The 20558-nt window shown below is 64.7% G+C and carries 22 protein-coding genes; 17 read left to right on the forward strand and 5 right to left on the reverse strand.

Annotation, left to right across the window (positions count from 1 at the left end):
• Positions 1–82: 82 nt before the first annotated feature.
• From AC1DKD_RS04475 to AC1DKD_RS04525, 11 genes are all read left to right on the forward strand, one after another.
• Entirely contained in the window at positions 83–217 is a 135-nt protein-coding gene (locus AC1DKD_RS04475) for a hypothetical protein (protein WP_477143013.1), read from the forward strand.
• An 8-nt stretch (positions 218–225) separates the two neighbouring features.
• Positions 226–735, forward strand: coding sequence for a hypothetical protein (locus AC1DKD_RS04480; RefSeq protein ID WP_477143014.1), 510 nt, complete (start codon positions 226–228; stop codon positions 733–735).
• 374 nt (positions 736–1109) lie between these two features.
• The gene (locus AC1DKD_RS04485) at positions 1110–1499 is read left to right on the forward strand and encodes a hypothetical protein (protein ID WP_477143015.1); all 390 of its coding nucleotides are present in this window, start codon (positions 1110–1112) and stop codon (positions 1497–1499) included.
• Positions 1496–1918 (forward strand): hypothetical protein, encoded by a 423-nt coding sequence (locus AC1DKD_RS04490; RefSeq protein ID WP_477143016.1) that lies wholly within the window; start codon positions 1496–1498, stop codon positions 1916–1918. Before AC1DKD_RS04485 ends, AC1DKD_RS04490 begins: the two co-directional genes overlap by 4 nt.
• Before the next feature lie 28 nt (positions 1919–1946).
• Entirely contained in the window at positions 1947–2660 is a 714-nt protein-coding gene (locus AC1DKD_RS04495) for a hypothetical protein (RefSeq protein WP_477143017.1), read from the forward strand.
• A 20-nt stretch (positions 2661–2680) separates the two neighbouring features.
• Positions 2681–4783, forward strand: coding sequence for an H-NS family nucleoid-associated regulatory protein (locus AC1DKD_RS04500; protein WP_477143018.1), 2103 nt, complete (start codon positions 2681–2683; stop codon positions 4781–4783).
• A gap of 8 nt (positions 4784–4791) precedes the next feature.
• Positions 4792–5373 carry a hypothetical protein gene (locus tag AC1DKD_RS04505; RefSeq protein ID WP_477143019.1) on the forward strand — a complete coding sequence of 194 codons (582 nt, stop codon included), beginning with the start codon at positions 4792–4794 and terminating at the stop codon, positions 5371–5373.
• Positions 5370–5972, forward strand: coding sequence for a hypothetical protein (locus AC1DKD_RS04510; protein WP_477143020.1), 603 nt, complete (start codon positions 5370–5372; stop codon positions 5970–5972). The genes AC1DKD_RS04505 and AC1DKD_RS04510 overlap by 4 nt, the downstream gene beginning before the upstream one ends.
• Positions 5969–6898 carry a hypothetical protein gene (locus tag AC1DKD_RS04515; RefSeq protein ID WP_477143021.1) on the forward strand — a complete coding sequence of 310 codons (930 nt, stop codon included), beginning with the start codon at positions 5969–5971 and terminating at the stop codon, positions 6896–6898. Before AC1DKD_RS04510 ends, AC1DKD_RS04515 begins: the two co-directional genes overlap by 4 nt.
• A gap of 5 nt (positions 6899–6903) precedes the next feature.
• Positions 6904–7911, forward strand: a complete 1008-nt coding sequence (locus tag AC1DKD_RS04520; protein WP_477143022.1) for a phage Gp37/Gp68 family protein — start codon at positions 6904–6906, stop codon at positions 7909–7911.
• On the forward strand, positions 7908–8147 hold the full coding sequence (locus tag AC1DKD_RS04525) for a hypothetical protein (RefSeq protein ID WP_477143023.1): 240 nt from the start codon (positions 7908–7910) through the stop codon (positions 8145–8147). Before AC1DKD_RS04520 ends, AC1DKD_RS04525 begins: the two co-directional genes overlap by 4 nt.
• A gap of 191 nt (positions 8148–8338) precedes the next feature.
• Here AC1DKD_RS04525 and AC1DKD_RS04530 read toward each other — a convergent pair whose 3' ends face one another.
• The gene (locus AC1DKD_RS04530; RefSeq protein WP_441626884.1) at positions 8339–8725 is read right to left on the reverse strand and encodes a YXWGXW repeat-containing protein; all 387 of its coding nucleotides are present in this window, start codon (positions 8723–8725) and stop codon (positions 8339–8341) included.
• A 992-nt stretch (positions 8726–9717) separates the two neighbouring features.
• Between AC1DKD_RS04530 and AC1DKD_RS04535 the strand changes: the two genes are divergently transcribed.
• Positions 9718–11661: a DEAD/DEAH box helicase gene (locus tag AC1DKD_RS04535; protein ID WP_276286664.1), complete on the forward strand. Its 1944-nt coding sequence runs from the start codon at positions 9718–9720 to the stop codon at positions 11659–11661.
• A gap of 122 nt (positions 11662–11783) precedes the next feature.
• Here the strand turns inward: AC1DKD_RS04535 and AC1DKD_RS04540 are convergent, their stop codons facing one another.
• Both AC1DKD_RS04540 and egtD read right to left on the reverse strand, forming a co-directional pair.
• Positions 11784–13043, reverse strand: a complete 1260-nt coding sequence (locus tag AC1DKD_RS04540) for an SUMF1/EgtB/PvdO family nonheme iron enzyme (RefSeq protein ID WP_441626886.1) — start codon at positions 13041–13043, stop codon at positions 11784–11786.
• A 141-nt stretch (positions 13044–13184) separates the two neighbouring features.
• The gene (gene egtD / locus AC1DKD_RS04545; RefSeq protein ID WP_477143024.1) at positions 13185–14168 is read right to left on the reverse strand and encodes an L-histidine N(alpha)-methyltransferase; all 984 of its coding nucleotides are present in this window, start codon (positions 14166–14168) and stop codon (positions 13185–13187) included.
• Between the two features lie 510 nt (positions 14169–14678).
• Here egtD and AC1DKD_RS04550 point away from each other — a divergent pair.
• The 3 genes from AC1DKD_RS04550 to AC1DKD_RS04560 all read left to right on the forward strand — a co-directional run bounded on the left by AC1DKD_RS04550 (position 14679) and on the right by AC1DKD_RS04560 (position 16843).
• On the forward strand, positions 14679–15377 hold the full coding sequence (locus AC1DKD_RS04550) for a TerC family protein (protein WP_045239580.1): 699 nt from the start codon (positions 14679–14681) through the stop codon (positions 15375–15377).
• Between the two features lie 174 nt (positions 15378–15551).
• Positions 15552–16346, forward strand: coding sequence for a thymidylate synthase (locus AC1DKD_RS04555; RefSeq protein WP_441626890.1), 795 nt, complete (start codon positions 15552–15554; stop codon positions 16344–16346).
• Positions 16343–16843, forward strand: coding sequence for a dihydrofolate reductase (locus AC1DKD_RS04560; protein WP_441626892.1), 501 nt, complete (start codon positions 16343–16345; stop codon positions 16841–16843). The genes AC1DKD_RS04555 and AC1DKD_RS04560 overlap by 4 nt, the downstream gene beginning before the upstream one ends.
• A 55-nt stretch (positions 16844–16898) precedes the next feature.
• Here AC1DKD_RS04560 and pmbA read toward each other — a convergent pair whose 3' ends face one another.
• Positions 16899–18266 (reverse strand): metalloprotease PmbA, encoded by a 1368-nt coding sequence (gene pmbA / locus AC1DKD_RS04565; protein WP_441626942.1) that lies wholly within the window; start codon positions 18264–18266, stop codon positions 16899–16901.
• A 57-nt stretch (positions 18267–18323) separates the two neighbouring features.
• On the opposite strand from pmbA, the gene yjgA reads away from it, so the two are divergent.
• Positions 18324–18941 (forward strand): ribosome biogenesis factor YjgA, encoded by a 618-nt coding sequence (gene yjgA, locus AC1DKD_RS04570; protein WP_414629473.1) that lies wholly within the window; start codon positions 18324–18326, stop codon positions 18939–18941.
• A 28-nt stretch (positions 18942–18969) separates the two neighbouring features.
• A complete protein-coding gene (gene mog / locus AC1DKD_RS04575; protein ID WP_441626894.1) occupies positions 18970–19623 on the forward strand; it encodes a molybdopterin adenylyltransferase in 654 nt (217 codons plus the stop codon).
• An 18-nt stretch (positions 19624–19641) separates the two neighbouring features.
• Here mog and AC1DKD_RS04580 read toward each other — a convergent pair whose 3' ends face one another.
• Complete coding sequence (locus tag AC1DKD_RS04580) at positions 19642–20523, reverse strand: AEC family transporter (RefSeq protein ID WP_477102271.1); 882 nt, start codon at positions 20521–20523, stop codon at positions 19642–19644.
• Positions 20524–20558: the final 35 nt, after the last annotated feature.

Genomic DNA, 20558 nt, shown 5'->3' on the forward strand with positions numbered 1-20558 from the left:
ACATTTTTGTATTGACTCGTTAATTACAGTTTTGTAATATCAGCCCATCAATGCATCGCAACGCCTCTTGATGGAGACCGCAGTGAACAAGCCCACCCGCACCAAAGCCTGCATCGCCTACCTCGCCTTGGTAGCCGCCGCCTTCGCAGCTCACGCCTGCGCCGTAGAGCGCGACCAGCAGGCCACGCCGACCACCGCCGCAACCCGCAGCGCGTGAGGCCGGCCATGAAACTCGAACACTGGAACGGCATCACTAGGCCAACTCCCTGGGTCATCATTGACGACTTCGGCGGGGAACATGACCTCCTCGATGGGATTGGTGATTTCGGTGGAGGCGCCGGTCTTGCGTATCAGAATCAGTACCCCATCAAGCGTAGCCGGCTCGAGGACCCCGACTTCTGCCGGGCGCACTTCACCAGACCGCAGCCCTTTTTCGTCCGCGAGAGCTCGACGTTCGCTAGTCCTTTTGGCATCAGCCTGGAATTGCCCCTCCGCGTCGACTTCACGCTGCACCCGTTCTGGGACGACGAAGCGGGCGAACCACGGTGGACTCAGGCGGAAGGCGCAACCGTCGAAATTCAGGTGGCGCGCGTAGACGACTTCGACGTCTACCCTGCATCGACAGTGCTTGTCCGCGCTGCGCTGGAAGCCTTCTGCTGGGCCTACATCGACCTTGAGAAGGCTCGCGAAAAAGAGCGCCTCGCCAAGCTAGAAGCGGAGACGAGTCATGCATAGCTCTGCCATCGACCGCCTCGCCAACGGCTACTTCAGCCGTCATCCCATCCAGGGCATGGTCGTGTTGCTGCTGGCCTTCGGCCTGGCCGGCGGCATCGCGCCGCTGATTTGAAATGGCTCCGCGACGCCGCCCCGGCTGGGATATCTCCGACGCGCAAGCGCGAGCTGAGTTCATTCGCAGGAACGGCCCAAGCGATCCCGCATACGTCGAAGAGCAGATTCACACCAGCTATATCCGGGACGACCTCGCACTCACACGCGCGGAATACCGCCGCCAACAGGCGCACCACCCACACCCCCTACGCCGCCAGCGCCGCCCCACCGGCCCCGACTGGAAACAACTTTCAGCCAACGACAAAGACTGAGGAGCAATCATGCTGATAGGACTCACCGGCCCGGCAGGCGCCGGCAAGGACACTGCCGCCGATTACATTGTTTCCGCCCACAAATTTGTTGCGGTCGCATTCGCGCAGACGCAATGCCCCGCGTGGGATCAGACGCTTAACGGCCTGCAGGAAGCGGGCATCGACGTGGTCGTGAAGGAGATCCGCTCGAATGTTGAGGCGGCCATCATCCGTGACCACGGCGGTTTCATCGTTCGCCTGGTCCGCACATCCGACGAACGCGGCTCACTGATAAGCGCCGCCAGTGTGCGCCTGCGGGAAGCCGACCGCGAGATCCACAACGACGGTACGCCCTTTGATCTGTATGACAAGCTCGACGCCATCATCGGCGAGGAGTCTTTCGTGGGGGCCGTGTCGTGAGCCAAGCCATCTCTCTTCGCCACCCGCGCCGCGCGCACCTAACCTCGCTGCCGTTTCTACGCAGCACCCGACCCCTGACCTTCTCCGCCAGCCTGGTCGCATTCATCAGCGCCCCCACGCCCAGCGCCTACATCAAGCTAGAGCGGAAACTCGACCTGCTCGCTATCGCAATGCAGGTCCAGCGCGGTACAGCGTACCTGGTGCAAATCCAGTCAGCGCGGCGCGCGATGGTCGCCATCCTCGATCGCGTCGAGCGAATCAGTGTGCTCGCCGTTTCGACGCACGATGCGCAGTCCTTGCGCGCCGCCGCCCCGCATATCGAGGCCGCTATCGGCTCCATCCGCCTCGACGCCTTCTGCTTCGCCAACGCCATCGTCCAGCACAAGACACAGCTGCAGAGCGCGGCGCTAACCCACTGATCTTATCGATCAACCCGAGGCACTACCCATGACCACCATTCAAGTTGCGCTCACCATCCTCGCCGTGTCCGCACTCGCCGGCGCCGGCATTTTCCTTTACCTCATCTGGATCGCGCCCGAGCCCGAATGCGCCGAGATCTGGCCAGATGAGTCCACTCCGCGCCGCCCCTGGTTTGCCTTCCTCAAGCTGGAGGACCTTGCCGTGGACCTCATGCAGCCTACAGGTATGCGCGATGAAGCCGGCTACTGCAGCCATCCGGCCCTCCCCGCTTTCCCAGAGAACACGAACTACCACATGCTGCTTGAGGCCATCGGCCTCGCGGCAGCCTTCGTCTGCATGGAATCCGATTGCAAGAACGAAACCTTGATGGACCGGGTATGGGAGGGTGGCAGTTGCCTCGAGTGGACCCCGACCACCCCGGCCGGCGAGGATTGGAATCTCCTGGAGATCTACTCGACGGAGGACGGTCCCTATGCACTGTTCGCGCGCCCACTCAGCCGCGCTGAGCAACAAGAGCGCATGCAAATGGGCCAGTTCAACGCGTCCACAGTTGCCGGCTATCGGAATGTCCTCACTGCCCTCGCCAAGGACCTGGACGCACTTGCGGCCTTCGCTGAAGACGCCACACACCCGCCGGCAAGTTTTGCCGATCGTGCCGCACGCCGTGCCGTGAGAGCCGTTTCACACCTGCACAAGGAAATCGAACTACTCAAGTCCGAAGCCTCGCAGCGCGCCGCATAACCCATTGAGAGACCCCCACCATGACCGCAACCACCACCGGCACACATCGCCTCATCTCGCTTTCTCGTCTGTTCCTATCCCCGCGCAATGCCCGCAAGACAAAGCCAACGCCTGCCTCGATCGAGGCCCTTGCCGCATCGATCGAGGCACATGATTTGCTGCAGAACCTGGTCGTTATGCCCGAACTGCAGGACGGCAAGGAAACAGGCCGCTATGCCGTCCTCGCCGGTCAGCGCCGCTGGCTCGCCATGCAGCTCCTGGTGTCACGCGAACAGATGGACCCCCACCACTCGGTGGACTGCGCGATGCGCCACGCAGGCTCCGCGATCGAGGCGAGCGTGGCTGAGAACACCATGCGCGAGGCCATGCATCCCGCTGATGAGTTCGAGGCCTTCAAGGCCATGATCGACCAGGGCGCCAAGCTCGAGGACGTGGCCGCAAACTTCGGCGTCACGCCGCTGGTGGTCCAGCGTCGCCTCAAGCTGGCCAATGTGTCACCCAAGATGATCCAGCTCTACCGCGACGACCAGGCCTCGCTCGACCAGTTGATGGCGCTGGCCATCACCGACGACCACGACGCCCAGGAGCGCGTCTGGAACGAGAGCGACAACTGGGACCGCCAGGCAACCCGCTTGCGCGCCAAGCTGGCCAAGGGCGCTGTGGAAGTGCGCAGCAACAAGCTCGCACGCTTTGTCGGCATGGATGCATATGAAGGCGCCGGCGGCCATGTGGAGCGCGACCTCTTCAGCGACACCGGCAACGGCTACATGAGCGACGCCGAGCTGCTCGAACGCCTGGCCAACGACAGGCTGGCGGCCGAGCTCGAACGCGTGCGCGCGGAGGGATGGTCATGGGCCGAGGTTCGCCCCGACTTCTACGAGACATACAACTTCAACCAGGCGGAGAGCACGACCCGCAAGCCTACCGCTAAAGAGCGCGCGCGCATCAAATCGCTCGAGGCGGACCTGGACCAACACCAGAAGGCCCTGGAAAAGCTCGAAGACGCCGACGACTACGGCGCCGAGCACGACACGCGCCAGGAGCGTATCGAGGAGATCGAGGAGCAGCTCGCAACGATCCGCCTCGCACTCAGCGACTGGACCATCGACGCCAAGGCCACCGCCGGCGCGATCATCGCCGTCAGCGGCGCCGGCGAGATACAGATCCATCGCGGCCTGATCGCGCGCAGCCGCGGCGCAGCCGGCACGGCAGAGTCTGCCGCCGGCGTCATTCCAGGCGAGAAGCCAAAGAAGCCCGCCGTGTCGGAGAGCCTGGCGAAGCGCCTCACCGCGCACCGTACGGCTGCCCTGCAGCTGCACCTGGTCGAGCAGCCGCATATCGCCCTCGCGGTCCTGGTGCACGCACTGGTAGGCAAGCTTTTCCGCAAGGTGCAGTCCTACACCACCAACAAGACCGCCCTGCAGCTCTCGATCGAGAACGGGATGGATCCACTGCCCAACTCCGCAGATGACATCGAGACCAGCCCGGCCTGGACGAAGCTGCAGGCAACTCGGAAGGAGATCCTGGCCACGCTGCCGAAGTCCGACAAGGACCAGCTGCAGCAGCTCATCGCGCTGCCCCAGCAGGATCTGCTGCAGCTGCTGGCGCTGTGCACCGCCGCCGGCGTGAATTCAGTGACCGGCATCGAGGGCCCGAACCCGGCCGATGCGATCGCCGAGGCCGTGGAACTGGACATGGCGCAATGGTGGACCGCCACGCCTGCCAGCTACCTCAACCACGTGCCCAAGGCCCGCGCGATCGAGGCCGTCGCCGAGGCCACCAGCAAGAAGGACGCAGAGGCGCTGGCCACGATGAAGAAGGACAAGCTGGCCAAAGCCGCCGAGCAGAAGCTGGCCGGTACCGGCTGGCTGCCCAAGATCCTGCGCGGCCCGAAGAAGGCGGCGGCACCCGAGAAGAAGAAGCCGGACGCAAAGCCCACCGCACCAGCGACGACAGCTGCGCCGGAAGACTTGGCCAAGCCGACCCTAAAAAAGTCTACGCATCCGGCCGTGCGGTACCGCGACGCTGCAGGCAACACCTGGACCGGCCGCGGCAAGCGCCCCGGCTGGCTCTCCGCAGCGCTGGCCAGCGGCAAGACGCTCGATGCATTCCTGACTCGGTGAGACACCACATGAAGAAAACTCAGAAGACAAAGCACGCCCAGCCCTGCCTCTCGATGAACAGCCTTGCCGTGCAGCTGGAGGATAAGGGCCTGCGCCTGGCTGCCACATCGCGCACCAGGATCACCCCTCCCCCGCCGCTTCATGCAGATGACATTGCCGTCGACCAGCTCGCCACGGCAATGAAGGCAAAGCTGGCTGCCTGCCGCGCAGAAGGAAAGCGCGGCTGGGACAACCCACTGGAATGCTCCCACGAGCGGCTTGCCATTCTCCTCGGCGAGAGCCTGGTAAAGGGCAACCCGGTGAACATCGCCAACTTCGCTGCCATGCTGCACGCCCGCGGCGCTTCGCACCAGGTCATCGCCGAGCAGGCCATGCGCGCCCTGCTGCGCGGTAGCCGCGAGATCCACGCACACGACAAGCTCAATGCAGAACGCTACCTCAAGCTGCGCAACGTCAATGATGAGCAGCTCGGCGCCGCCGGCATCCCCTGCATCTCGATGCCTACCGGCCTCAAGACTGGCCACCACCTCAATGGCGATGAAGCCGACCGCGCCATCGATGCCATCCCCGCCGCAGGAGAGCCGCAATGACCGCCAGCACCCTCCCCGCTTTTCCTTCGAGTGTGTTTCACCTCGGCGGCGCCTTAGGCGCGCCCTTTGATGACGACAAGACCATGCCCCTCCCTACGCTGACGGGCGAACCCACCCGCGCGCAACTCGCCCTGGACCAGGTTTCTCGCTATGGCACCGCGACGCCGGCCGAGCTGGAGGTGCCGCCCACTCTTTTTAGCCGTGCCACGAAGCGCTCCAGCGCCGCTGTGCAGTCAATGCGGGTCTTCCAGGCGATCAACGTACTCTTGAGCCCACCGGATGGCCCTCGCCTGGGCGTCCCCATACCTCGCACAGTGCTCAAGCACGACGGACTCGGCAACCACCGCAAGGTCGCCCTTACTGACTCGGCCCAGAGACGCAAACATGCCGCCATCCAAGGGCTTTGCAAAGCCCTCAATCACGTAACCACGGTATTTTTCGATGGACATGGGGAATGCTCCTCCTATCGAAACCTGAGTGCACTGCAATTCAACGGCTGCCTTATCAAGCCTAGTATGCAACGCCATGCCGTGCTGCCCGAGCGCCGTTCTTACCACACCCTCTTTAGCGGGGTATCAACAGGGAGGGCTCGGACGTGAGCGGAAAAAACAAAATCGAGTGGACGGACCCCAACTGGCAGTTACCGCTTCGCTGGAACGGGATTCTGCGCATCCAAGCCTTCGATGTGCTTGTCAATCATCACTTGAATGGAGGCAAAGGAAGCGACGAAGGCGCTGTCAAGATCCATGAATCGCCCGGCCGCGACATCGTCGATAGGTACGTGGACAAACGTACCTTGGACCGTGAGCTGGACTCTCTGGGCAACAACGCGAAAACTCCCTGTGTGTTCCCCATCGACAGTCGAGGACATTTCAAAGCCGCGGTACGCACCGTAACGTTGTTCTTCCATCGCCGCCCTCCCAGCGCTTTGGGAACCCTAGCATGGTGGCTCGTGCTGCAGTCTCTCGCAGTCCACTTTGCTGAACGCGATCCTCTGCTCAACCTTGGCCCATTGCTCCTGAAGCGTGGGCCGCCCGGCGGCGATCAGACTGGCGTTGGCCCGGTCCATGGTATCGCGCATCACCCTGGCCAGATCGGCGACCTGGAGAGCTGCACCAATGCCAATGGCATCGGCGACTTCCTTGCTGAAAAACTTGTCCATTTGCGTCATACCGGGGCGGCGGATTGCAAGGCTTGGGCCAAGCGTCTAGTTGCGCAGCGAAACCAGCAACAACTTGGTGTCAATGGCGGCCCGTGCCAAATTCTCCGCTTCGTCAATGGCCTCCTGAGCGTTCCGGACCAGCCTGTGCTCCCGGCCATCGCAGAGGAATCTGTAGGACATGACCTCCTCTGGGCTCTCCGATGCGCTTTCGAAGGGAAATGCGTGATACGTAGCGACCCAAAGGCCCGTGAAGCTTTGCTCCGCAAAGGCAGTCACCTCGAAGTCGCGATAGTCGAAAAATTTGGCTGGCATGTGGGGGCGGCAATTTTTGCCCGCATCGTAGCATGGCCTCAATCGAAGTGAACAGCATGAGCGAAAACACCAAAATCGAATGGACGGACGCCACGTTCAACCCGTGGATCGGTTGCACTAAGGTATCCCCCGCGTGCGACCACTGCTACGCCGAGGTATCCACGCCTGCGCGCACACTGGGCGTGATCTGGGGCGCCAAGGAAAGCCGGCACCGTACGTCGCCCGCTAACTGGAAGCTGCCGCTGCGCTGGAATGCCCAGCACGCCGAGTTCTTCGCAGCGCACGGCCACCGCCGGCGCGTCTTCTGCGCCAGCCTGGCCGACGTTTTCGACAACCAGGTCGATCCGGCGTGGCGCCGCGATCTTTTCGACTTGATCGAGCTGACGCCGGACTTGAACTGGCTGCTACTGACGAAGCGCATTGGCAACGTCTTCCGCCTGGTCAGCGACATCCGCAGCCACGACTGGCTGGCCGGCCAGGATAACGTCTGGCTCGGCGCCACCATCTGCAACCAGGAGGAAGCCGACCGTGACATTCCCAAGTTGCTGGCCACCCCGGCGAGCGTGCGCTTCTTGAGCATGGAGCCCCTGCTCGGCCCCGTGGACCTCACCCGAATCTCGATCGCCCCTGGAACTTACCTGGATCCGCTCAACGGCGGTACGTGGAGTGATCGACCGGGCGAGCGATGGAGAGTCACCCACCTTCCACTCGGCTTGGACTGGGTAATTGCTGGCGGCGAGAGCGGCACCAGCGCGCGGCCGATGCATCCGGACTGGGCGCGTGGCCTGCGCGACCAGTGCGCGGCGGCCTTCGTGCCGTTCCTGTTCAAGCAGTGGGGCGAATGGGCGCCAGGCATCACCACTCCGGCAGGCGAGCCGGGGCGCTTCGCCCTAAGCTGGGCCGCCGACAGCTGGCATGGCGATAGATGGCACATGCTGGAGAGCGCGCCGCGGCAGTTCACCATGTTTGGCACCACCGGCCGCATGACGTACGTGGGAAAGAAGAACGCCGGCCGCCGGCTCGACGGCGTGCAGCACGATGGCTACCCGGAGATCCAGCGATGAGCCTGCTCACGCAAGCCTACTTGCTCGAGCAATACGGCCCGCGGTTGAGCGTGGCCCAGCTGGCGAGCCTACTAGATATTACGGAGGGAACGATTCGGAACCAGGTTAGCGCCGGGTCATTCCCAATCCATACGTATTCGGAAGGGGGACGCCGCTTTGCCTCTTACCAGGCAGTCGCCGAGTATCTCGACGCCATGGATTCTGCTGCGCGTGGGAGGGGCCTGAAGGCGGCCTGACGAAATTGACCTGCTACAAAAATGCTACAGCAAAGAACAAATCCGTTGGGAATCAAGACCTTAGATTATCATTCCTCGCCGTGAACTACGGCGAGAGGACAGACTCCGTGGACATGTTGGTGCGCCTTGGCGGCGCGGATCCGGGAGCAGGCCCGGAGTATATCAAAACCTCACCAGCCACGCTCCCCTGCTCAGCACTCGCCCTTCTTGGCGTGTCCCGGCGGGCAGTGATAACCCTTGTCTTTCTTGCCCGGCCTGCCATCCCAGCGCTCGGGCACCAGCACCCAGCCATCGCGCGCCTGCACCCAGCGCGGCGCCTCGTAGACATAGCCCGCGCGCTCGCGCTCCCACTTGCCCTTCTTCCACTTGTGCTTGTGGCCGCGATCATCCCAGTCCCAGTAGCCGGGCGCCCAGACGTAGCCAGGGCGCGCCACGGGAACAACTTCATAGACGGGAGCCGGCGGCGGCACGCCGATCAACACATTGACCGATACCTGCGCATGTGCCGCAGGCGCCATGCCCAGTGCGCCCATCAAGCCAGTTACAGCCGCCGCGCACAAAAGAATCCTTCTCGTCATCGCTATCTCGTTTTGCCAGTTTCAGGCCCGAGAATAACTTGACGCGAGACTTCCGGCTGTTAGCAAAGGTATCAATGGATTACCCGTGCAACATATGGGTCAGCTTAACGGAAGCCGGAAGTAGCGCTTGCGGTACCCCAAACCCGGAGCACGAACGAAAAAGCCCGCCAGTACACTGGCGGGCTGGTTGCGGACGGTCCGGACCATCCAGGTCAACGCCGGCGCTATCGCGGCAACAGCCGTGCAAGCAGGTTTTCCCATGATTCCGCCCATGACGCGGACGTCCCTCCGGACCACCCGGAGAGCCAAAGGAAAGCTGGCAATGACGCCGACTGCCGCGATATCAGCGGCTAGCGGCACTTAAAGCAAAGCGCCGAGGAAGGTCAGCGGGTTCTCATCGGTCCGCCACCTTGCCGGGCATCGATGCGCCCGACGGATTCAGTATAGGCAGGCGGCCTGCGGATGCAATATCGAATGCGGGATCGGCAAACCCCCATGAAAAGCGCCCAATGAGCCTCAAAAATCGCCGTTCGGCACCTCAAAGTAATTCCTATCGCAGTGCAACAAACTTACTTTTGTTTCTGCTATAATTCGCGCCGTGAGTTCGCACTGTGAGTTGTGCAACACGTCTACCGGTCTCTTCCGGCAGGCGATACCGCCCCCGCTCTCAAGCTCTGCTCCCCGGTCCCGCCGGCTGGCCTGCCTTAAAGTTGTTGAATCAAGGCCAAGTGGTGATACCCGACAGAACGCATTTCTCACCGACGTCGCCTCGTCTCCGATCCTGTTGAATAGCTCTACAGAGCTGTTTGCCTGCCAGGGACCGCGCGCCCGGCCTTGTGCCCGGTGTCGCCCTGCCTGCCGCCGTACTGTCAGCTGTGTCTGTCGTAACGGCCTCACCGATTGGCGCCGAAGCCTTTTTAAGACTTTGCACTGCGCCCGCCCCTGTTCGCTAGTTCGGCATGGGGTGCCATGCATTTAAAGAAAACTACGACATGACCCAGCACGACATTCGTGCGGAGCAAGCTTTTGCCTCCGCCGCCGACGCATCGACCGAAGCCGCCGCCATCGCCACGCCCGCTATCCAGGAACCGAGCCCGCTCGACAAGCTCGACGCCATGCTCAGCCCGGAAGCCGTTGCGCCTGCCGCCGCCGCCAACGTCAATGCCGAGAACGGCTTTGCCAAGCTTGGCCTCGAAGAAGCAATCCTGCGCGCCCTCGTTGAACTGAACTACACCACGCCGACCCCGGTGCAGGCACAAGCGATTCCCGCCTTCCTGGCTGGCCGCGACCTGCTGGTGTCCAGCCAGACCGGCTCGGGCAAGACCGGCGCCTTCATCCTGCCGGCCATCCAGCGCATCAGCGAAAAGGCTTCGCCGAATCGCCCGCGTTCCGATGATCCGGTCAAGCGCATGAAGGGCAAGCGCCCCCGTCCGTCGCCGGCGCAACCCGCGCTGCTGGTGCTGACCCCCACGCGCGAACTGGCCCTGCAGGTGACCGAAGCCACCGCCAAGTATGGCCGCCACCTGCGCCGCATCGTGTGCGCCAGCATCCTGGGCGGCATGCCCTATCCGAAGCAGCTCGCCGCGCTGTCGAAGATGCCTGACATCCTGGTGGCAACGCCTGGCCGCCTGCTCGACCACGTCGAAGCCGGCCGCATCGACCTGTCCGCGCTGGACATGCTGGTGTTCGACGAAGCCGACCGTATGCTCGACATGGGCTTCGCCGACGATATCGACGCCATCGTTGCCGCTACCCCGGCCACCCGCCAGACGCTGATGTTCTCGGCCACGCTGGACGGCCGCATCGCCCAACTGGCTTCGCGCCAGCTGCGCGACCCGCAACGCATCGAGATCGCCGCGACCCGCGCCGACCAGAGCAATATCGAACAGCGCCTGCACTTCACCGATGACATGTCGCACAAGGAAAAGCTGCTCGACCACCTGCTGCGCGACGCCACGCTCAAGCAAGCCATCGTCTTCACCGCGACCAAGCGCGATGCCGATTCGCTGGCCGAGCGCCTGTCGGATACCGGTTTCGCAGCCGGCGCGCTGCACGGCGACATGACCCAGGGCGCGCGTAACCGCACCCTGACGTCGCTGCGCCGCGGCAACCTGCGCATCCTGGTGGCAACCGATGTCGCCGCACGCGGCATCGACGTGCCGGACATCACCCACGTGGTCAACTTCGACCTGCCCAAGCAAGCCGAAGACTACGTGCACCGTATCGGCCGAACCGGCCGTGCCGGCCGCTCGGGCGTCGCCATCAACCTCGTGAACCATGGCGACATGTTCCAGTGGAAGCGCATCGAGCGCTTCACCAACAACCGCGTCGACGCTTCGGTGATCGAAGGCCTGGAACCGCGCCGCTCGCCCAAGCCGCGCTCCGGCTTCGGCGGCAAGCCGGGCGGTGACCGCGGTGGCTACCGTGGCAACAGCAATGGCGGCGGCTATCGCGGCGGTGAGAACCGCAGCTTTGGCGACCGCAAGTTCGGCGGCGGCGAAAGCCGCGGCTTCGGCAGCCGTGACGGGGCCCCGCGTCCCGCAGGCGACCGCCCGTTCGGCGATCGCGACGGCAACCGTGGTTTTGGCGACCGTGGCGGCTTCGGCAACGCCAATGGCAACAGCACCGGCTATCGCGGCCAGGGCGCGACCGGCGGCCAGCGCAGCTTCGGCAACGAAGGCGGCTACCGCGGCGGCGACAACCGTGGCTTCGGCAACCGTGATGGCGCGGCTCCCCGCAGCTTCGCCGACGGCAACCGTGGCGCAGGCAACGGCGGCAACGGTGGCTACCGCGGCGGCGAAGGCCGCAGCTTTGGCAACCGCGATGGCAACCGCGACGGCGCGCCCCGCAGCTTCGGCGACGGCAACCGCGGCGGCTTCGGCGGCCAGCGCAACGGCAACGGCAACACCGGTGGCCGCTCGCGTTTCGAGCGTTAATTCGCGCGGTTGAATGGATGCGTCGCCTATGCGGCGCTCCATCGCAACAAATGAAAAAAGCACCTTCGGGTGCTTTTTTCATTTGGCGTGAGACGTCAGACGAAGGGGCCAGCCGGCCCTCTCTATATGGAACAGCTGCGAAAGCCCACGAACGCGAAATCGTCCTCCGGCAGCAGCGCCATGCGCGCGCGCGCATGGCGCTGGCGCGCCACGCCGGCGAAAGAGGCACCGCGCACCACCTGGTGCGTGGCGAAGCAGTCAACGAACTCCACATCGGCCGGGCCAGCGACAAAACCGGCATAGGGCTCATAGGGCGTCGCCGTCCACTCGCGAACCATGCCCCAGCGCAAGCCGCCGCGCGCCTGCACCGCCGCCAGCTCCCATTCCGCTTCCGTAGGCAGGCGCCGGTCCGCCCAGGCGCACCAGGCCTGCGCCTCGAACAGGCTGACGTGGCGTACCGCCTCGTCAGGATTCAAGGTGCGCAGGCTGCCGAAGCGCAACGCCATCCACGCCCGGGACTCCGGATGCCTGGCCCAGTAACGCGGCGCGGAACGGTCCTGCATCATCAGCCACTGGTGCCCCGCCACCGTCCACCATGCCGCGCGCTCATAACCACCGTCCTCGACGAAATCGAGAAACTGCGCATTGCTGACCGGCGCGGCATCCATCTCGAAGGCTGGCACATAGGTCGGCTGCGGCGGCAGTTCGTCGGGCAGCGCGAAGCCATCCGGCTCATTCCAGCCCTGGATGAACCGCCCACCGGGAAACTGCAAGGTGCCGGCGTGCGGTACCGACACGGAAGGCAGCGCCACGGCCGGCTCCACCGGCGCCATGCCCACGGCCTGCAGCAGCGCAGCCAGGGCCTCGCCCTGGCTGTCTTCGTGAAACAGCGCGCGACGCCATGCGTAGAGCGCCGCATCGCTATCGTCCGGTTGCGCCGCCAGCCGGCGCAAGGTGGCTTCGAGCACCTCGGCGGCATAGCGTTTGACCACCGCTACGTCGGGCAGCGTGGCCTCCCAGCGGGCATCGGGATCGATGCGTTCGGGATCGAACCATTCGTCCGCGCCGGCCAGCAACGAAGGAACCCCGGCGGCCCGCAACGGCAGGCCATCGCGCTCCAGCGTGCGCACATCGCGCAGGCACCACCATTCGGCATGCCAGGCGACATGGCCCAGCGTCCAGAGCGGCGGGTTCGCAAAATCCTGCCGCGGCACCTCCCAGCCGCGCCGCGTCTGGCCGAACGCGGCAAGCCAGGCCAGGGTGCGGTTGCGCGCTTCCACCAGCGCCTGCGCCAGGCCCTCGCGGGGCAGCCTCCGGGCGTCCGTCCAGACGGTCTTGCCACCATTGAAATGAAGGTCGGGAAGCATGGAAAAGCCGCTCATCAAGAACCCTGACGGTGAATGGGATGGCCCACGGTTGGTTTGCCCGGCGGGCGGCGCGCCTCATGCGCCGCGCCCCCAAGGAGGGATGCGGGCATTATGACACCAGCACCATCCCCGCCCGCGCAGCGCCTGCCGCCCTGCTCAGGCGCGCGCATGGAACACTGCGAACCAGCCGCGCGGATCGGTCCACCAGACCGGATCGTCGAAGCCCGCAGCCGCAAGGAGTGTGGCGAAATCGGCCGGCCGGTACTTATAGGAATCCTCGGTGTGAATCCGCTCGCCGGCGCGAAAGGCGCGGCTGCCTTCCGGCCAGCGCACGGTGACGTCCCGCCCGGCCCGCAGGTGCATCTGGATGCGCGAGTTCTCGAGGTCGAAGCTGGCCGCGTGCCGCCAGTCGTCGAGCTGGAAATCGCTGCCGACGATGCGGTTCAGGTTACGCAGCACATTGCGGTTGAAGGCGGCGGTAACGCCTAGCGGGTCGTCATAGGCGGCCACCAGCGCCTGCTCGTCCTTGAGCAGGTCGACGCCGATCAGCACGCCATCCCCCCTCCCCGCGGCCGCCCGCAGACGCTGCAGCAAGGCCCGCGCCTGCTCCGGCGCGAAGTTGCCGATGCTGGATCCCGGATAGAAGAACAGCCGGCGCCCGCGCCTGACTTCCGGCGGCAGGTCGAGCGGCACGCACAAGTCGGCGCCAAGGCCGAGCATGGGAATCTGCGGATGCTGCTGCTGCAGGCAGAACAAGGTGCCGCGCAGGAACTCCACCGAAATGTCGAGTGCGACGTATTGCGCCGGCTGCAGGCTGCCGAAGAGCCGCGCCGCTTTCTGGCAATTGCCCGCGCCAAGGTCGATCAGCACGCAGCCGCTGCCGGCACGCGCGGCCATAGCGGGCGCGAACGCGGAGAAGACCGCGGCCTCCGTACGCGTGGGGTAATACTCGGGCAGATCGGTGATGGCCTCGAACAGGCGGGAGCCAAGTACATCATAGAAGAACTTGGGGCTGATGCTGGCGGCGGGGGCCAGCAGGCCGCGCGTGATCTCGCCGCGCAGGGCACCGCTGTCCTCATGGTACTGCTGGATGAAATCCAGCCGCGGTACCGGATTCGGCAGCGCGTGTCCGTTGGCGATGACCTCAGAATAGCTGGCGCGCGCGGAGTGTGCTTACCGCAATGCACAAACCCTTCCGGGCGCCGTAATCTTCACTAAGAATGACACGGAAAGCGCCATCGGTTCCGTATATCGTCCTGCCGGCGCCCAGGGAAGAGTCTCTGCCCGTCGATGGCATCGCGATATCCGACGTAAAGTGCGCCTTATCAAACATTCACAACAGCACAAAGCATGTGGCTTCGTTTATAATCCGCCTCAGCGCTTCCGCTTCGGCCTGATCCGAACGGATTCGTCCCTCAAAGGGGAGTAGCTCCGGGGCCCTGCCCTTAGCACAATCGTCATTCCGAGGCTGATCACAAATAGCCTCCGGTTGTGCTGACCGCGCCAACAACCATATGGCGGTCGAGCAAGACCTTTGCAACCTGGTTTCATGGTTTGCAAAGGCGCCCCCACAGCTCCCAACCAACATGTCTCCAGGCTAACCCGGTGTTTGCGCACGGCTTTTGGCTATCGTTGTTTCGAGGAGATTTTATGGAATGGTTTACCGATCTGTTCACGATGCAGTTCCTGACGGCACTGCTGTCCATCGTCGTCATTGACCTGGTGCTTGCCGGCGACAATGCCATCGTGATCGCGCTTGCCGCGCGCAACCTGCCGCCCCACCTGCAGAAGAAGGCCATCGTCTGGGGTACGGTCGGCGCAGTCGTGGTCCGTTCGGCCATGACGATCGGTGTGGTCTGGCTGCTCAAGATTCCTGGCCTGCTGCTGGTCGGCGGCGTGGCCCTGGTGTGGATCGCCTACAAGCTGCTGTCCGACGACGGCAATGGCGACGAACATGGCGCGGGCGCGACCACCCTGGTGGGCGCGATGAAGACCATCATCATCGCCGACGCGGTGATGGGCGTGGACAACGTGCTGGCAGTGGCAGGCGCGGCGCACGGCAGCTTCCTGCTGGTGGTGCTCGGCCTGCTGATCAGCATCCCCATCGTGGTGTGGGGCTCGAGCCTGGTGCTCAAGCTGATGTCGCGCTTCCCGTCGGTCATCTTCGTGGGCGCCGGCGTGCTGGCCTTCACGGCAGTCAAGATGATCGTCAGCGAGCCGCTGGTGAAGGAGTTCTTCAACACCAACGCCCTGGCTTACTACGGCTTGTTCGTGCTGGTCATCGGCGGCGTGCTGGGCGGTGGCTACCTGGTGCAGAAGCGCCGGGCTCCGACCACGGCGGCGCAGTAATGCACGATGGCGCCGGCACCTGAGGACGCCGGACCATGAAAGGAGGGCCGCCGCGAGGCGGCCCTTTTTGCTTTGCGATAAAATGCTAGGCCTTTAGCAATTTGCCGACCTCCGGGCAGATTGCCCCATTACGCGCACAACGCTGTCGCGTCACTTTCCCCAACACCCGCGCCGATGAAACAGTACCTCGACTTCATGCGCCATGTGCAAGAGCATGGCACCGAAAAGGCCGACCGCACCGGCACCGGCACGCGCTCGGTGTTCGGCTACCAGATGCGCTTCGACCTGCGCGAAGGCTTCCCGGTGGTGACCACCAAGAAGCTGCACATGAAGTCGATCATTCACGAACTGCTGTGGTTCCTGCAAGGCTCGACCAACATCAGGTACCTGAAGGACAACGGCGTCAGCATCTGGGACGAATGGGCAGATGAAAACGGTGAACTGGGACCTGTCTACGGCTCGCAGTGGCGCGCCTGGCCGACGCCGGACGGCCGGCACATCGACCAGATCAGCGAACTGGTGGCGCAGATCCGCAGCAACCCGGACTCCCGCCGGCTGATCGTGTCGGCCTGGAACGTGGGCGAGATTCCGCAGATGAAGCTGCCGCCCTGCCACGCCTTCTTCCAGTTCTATGTGGCCGAAGGCCGCCTGTCCTGCCAGTTGTACCAGCGCAGCGCCGATATCTTCCTGGGCGTGCCGTTCAATATCGCCAGCTACGCGCTGCTGACGCACATGATCGCCCAACAGACCGGACTGGAAGTGGGCGACTTTATCTGGACCGGCGGTGATTGCCATATCTACAGCAATCACGCCGGACAGGTGGCAACGCAACTGGCGCGCGAGCCGATGGCGCTGCCGCAACTGAAGATACTGCGCAAGCCGGACAGCCTCTTCGACTACAAGTACGAAGACTTCGAACTGGTGGGTTACGAGTCGCATCCGGCCATCAAGGCACCGGTGGCCGTATGACGCTGTTGACCCTGATCGTGGCGAAGGCCCGCAACGGCGTGATCGGCCGCGACAACACCCTGCCCTGGCGCTTGCCCGAGGACCTGGCGCACTTCAAGCGCACCACGATGGGCGCGCCCATCGTGATGGGCCGCAAGACCTGGGAATCGATCGGCCGGCCGCTGCCGGGCCGGCGCAATATCGTGGTGAGCCGCAACCGCGGCCTGCGCATCGAAGGCTGCGACGTGGCGAACTCGCTCGAGGAAGCGCAGCGGCTATGCGTCGGCGTCGAGCAGATCTTCCTGATCGGCGGTGCGCAACTGTATGCCGAGGCGCTGCCCAGCGCGGACCGGCTGGTGGTGACGGAGATCGATGCGGATGTCGAAGGCGATGCGGTGTTTCCCCCCATCGACCCGCAGCAGTGGATCACCACCGCGCGCGAATCGCATCACTCGGAAGCGAATGGCTTCGACTACGCCTTCGTTACCTACGAGCGCCCGCCGTCCGGCGAGGAATAAGACATTGCCGGCGTGAAACGCGCGGCGGCCCGGGAACCAGGCCGCCGCCGTGGCTTTAGTTGCCCGCGATCGTCATCTGCTCGATCAGGATCGAGCCGGTTTCCTTGGTGCCGCGTACCAGCGAATCGGCGCCAATCGCCACGATCTGGCGGAACATCTCCACCATATTGCCGGCAATGGTGATCTCTTCCACCGGAAACTGGATCACGCCGTTCTCGACCCAGTAGCCCGAGGCGCCGCGCGAGTAATCGCCCGTCACGTAGTTCACGCCCTGCCCCATCAGTTCCGTCACCAGCAGGCCGGTGCCGAGCTTGCGCAACATGCCGGCGAAGTCGTCGTCCGGCGCGGTCAGCGAGCTGGACAACGTCAGGTTATGCGAGCCGCCGGCATTGCCGGTGGTTTTCATGCCCAGCTTGCGGGCCGAGTAGGTGGAGAGGAAATAGCCTTCCACCACGCCGGCGCGAACCACGTCGCGCGCGTGGGTCTTCACGCCTTCTTCGTCGAAGGGGGCGCTGCCCATGGCGCCCGGCAGGTGGGGCTGTTCGTGGATGTGGATGTGCGGCGCGAACACCGCCTTGCCCAGCGTGTCGTACAGGAACGTCGACTTGCGGTACAGCGCGCCGCCGGACACGGCCTGCACGAAGGCGCCGAGCAAGCCCGCCGCCAGCGGTGCCTCAAACAGCACCGGGCAACGGCGCGTGGACAGCTTGCGCGAGTTCAGGCGGGCCAGCGAGCGTTCGGCGGCATAGCGGCCGATGTCCTCGGGCGCGGCCAGTGCGTCGGGCGCGCGCTTGGACGAGTACCAGTCGTCGCGCTGCATGCCGCTGCCGGTGCCGGCGATCGGCGCGCAGGAAATAAAGTGGCGGGAGTACGGATAACCGCCCGTGAAGCCGCGCGAGGTGGCCAGCACGAACTGCGAATGCTGGGCCGACACGCTGGCGCCGTCGCTGTTGCGAATGCGCGGCGAGACCGCGAAGGCGGCGGCTTCGGCGCGGCGCGCGATCTCGATGGCCTGTTCGGCGTCGATATTCCACGGGTGGAACAGGTCGAGATCCTGCGGGTTGCGTTCAAGCAACTCCTCTTCGGCCAGACCCGCGCAATCGTCTTCGGCGGTAAAGCGGGCAATGTTGTAGGCCGCCTCCGCCGTGGCCCGCAGCGCCGCGGGCGAGAAATCCGAGGTGCTGGCGTTGCCGCGCCGCTTGCCGATCATGACCGTGACGCCCACCACCTTGTCGCGGTTCTGCTCGATGGTTTCCACCTGGCCCTTGCGCACCGAGACCGACAGGCCGCTGCCCTCGGAAATCTCGGTTGCCGCGTCGGTGGCGCCCAGTTCGCGTGCCACCCGCAGCACATCGGCGGCCATCTCGCTAAGCTGGGCCTGGGTATAAGTGAAATGGGCGGTCTGGTCGGCGGATTGATCCATTGTGGGCGCGGTCATCAAAAGTCCAAACAAGAATCATAGCAAGATAAAATGCCACCCATGACGCGAAACTCCCGCACCTCCCCCCGGAACGCCTCCGGCTTCCCCGGCCAGTTCGCCCCCGAACCGGCCGACGACGACGACCTGCCCAAGAGCAAGTCCCAGAAAAAACGCGATATGCTCGCCCTGCAGGACCTGGGCGTGGAACTCGAAGCGCTGCCCAAGGACCGGCTGGCGCGCGTGCCCATGCCCGAAGCGCTGGCCGACGCCATCCGCGACGCGCGGCGCATCACCAACCACGAAGGAAAACGCCGCCAGATGCAGTTCGTGGGCAAGGTCATGCGCAAGCTGGACGACGACGAGGTCGAAGCCATCCAGCGCGTACTGGAAGGCTTCAAGGGCGCCAGCAAGGCCGAGACGGCCAAGCTGCACCTGGTGGAGCGCTGGCGCGAACTGTTGCTGGCGGACGACGCCGCCCTGACCAAGTTCCTGGCCGAACACCCGGCCATCGATGTGCAGGCGCTGCGCAACATCATCCGCAATGCGCGCAAAGAGCACGAGATGAACAAGCCGCCGCGCTATTTCCGCGAACTGTTCCAGGCCATCAAGAATGCGCTGGAGAGCAAGAAGGCGGCGGCATCCGACGAGCCGCAAGCCGAGCCGGACGCCGAAGAATAACCAGGACGCCAAACCCATTGGGGACAAGATGACGCAAACCACGACGCACGCGATGGTTCATCCCATTGCCCGCAACCATCCGGACGAATTGCTGGTCGGCTTTGTCTCGATCTCCGACCGCGCCTCGGCCGGCACCTACCAGGACGAAGGGATCCCGGCCCTGCGCGAGTGGTTCGGGCACGCCCTGACCTCGCCCTGGCAGGGCGTGGAACGCCTTATCCCCGACGAACAGGCAGTCATCTCCCGCACGCTGATCGAACTGGTCGACGTGGCCGGCTGCGACCTGGTGCTGACCACCGGCGGCACCGGCCCGGCGCGGCGCGACGTCACGCCCGAGGCCACGCTTGCGGTGGGCACCAAGGAAATGCCCGGCTTCGGCGAGCAGATGCGCCAAGTCAGCCTGCACTTCGTGCCCACGGCCATCCTGTCGCGGCAGGTGGCGGTGATCCGCGAAACCGCCAGCCGCGCCGCCCTGATCATCAACCTGCCGGGCCAGCCGCGCGCCATCCGCGAAACCCTGGAAGGCCTGCGCGGCGAAGACGGCAAAGCCATCGTGCAAGGCATCTTTGCCGCCGTGCCCTACTGCGTCGACCTGATCGGCGGCCCTTACATCGAGACCGACGATGCCGTGGCCAAGGCGTGGCGTCCCAAGCACGCAATTCGCACCCGGCCGGCGGCCTGAATCACCGGCGGGGCTGCCTCAGCGCAGCCCCAGATACAGCCCCAGCGGCACGAACACCACTGCGGCGACATTGCCCAGCAGCACGATCGAAGCCACCTGATCCGGCTCCTGCCGGAAATGATCGGCCACGAGAAAGTTGAGCACGGCCGGCGGCAGCGACGCGAACACAAACAGCAGCCCGCGCTGGAGCTGGGTCAGCGGCACCAGTTGCGCCAGCAGCAAGGCGCAGGCGATGCCGGTCAGCGGACAGGCCACGGCGCCGATCGCGCCCATGCCCCAGTTGCGCAGGCTCACGTCCTTCATGCGCACGCCCAGCGCGAACAGCATCAAGGGCACGGTCGCATCGCCCAGCAGCTTGATCGACTGGAACACCGGCTCAGGCAGCGCGAACCACGGCCGCGCCAGCGACAAGGCCACCCCCAGCACCGTCGCCAGCACCATCGGATTGCGCGCGATCTGCGTGACCGACGCATGCCGGTTGACGATCTTCATGCCGATGGTGAAGTGCATCAGGTTGGACGCGGCGAACAACGCCACCGCCGGCGCCAGGCCGACCGGGCCGAAGGCGAACACCGATAGCGGCAAGCCCATATTGCCGCAGTTGTTGAACATCATCGGCGGCACGAAGGTACGCGGATCCACCCGCAGCAGCCGCGCGGCCAGCCAGGCCAGCAGCCCGGAACCCAGCACCACGGCCACCGCGCAACCCAGCAGCACAAGCTGGTCGGCCAGCACGAATTCCTTGCTGACAAAGGCCGACACCACCAGCAGCGGCGCGATCACGTCGAGCGTGGCCCGGTTGATGCCCGACATGTCCGGATGCGCGCGGCGCCCGTAAAGCCAGCCCACCAGGATGATCAGGATGACCGGCGTGATAATCGAGACGATGCGCGCGAGCATGGGAGGGCGGCAGTTGGACCGAGGCGCCCCTCGGG

The sequence above is a fragment of the Cupriavidus sp. 05T313 genome, assembly GCF_056396665.1.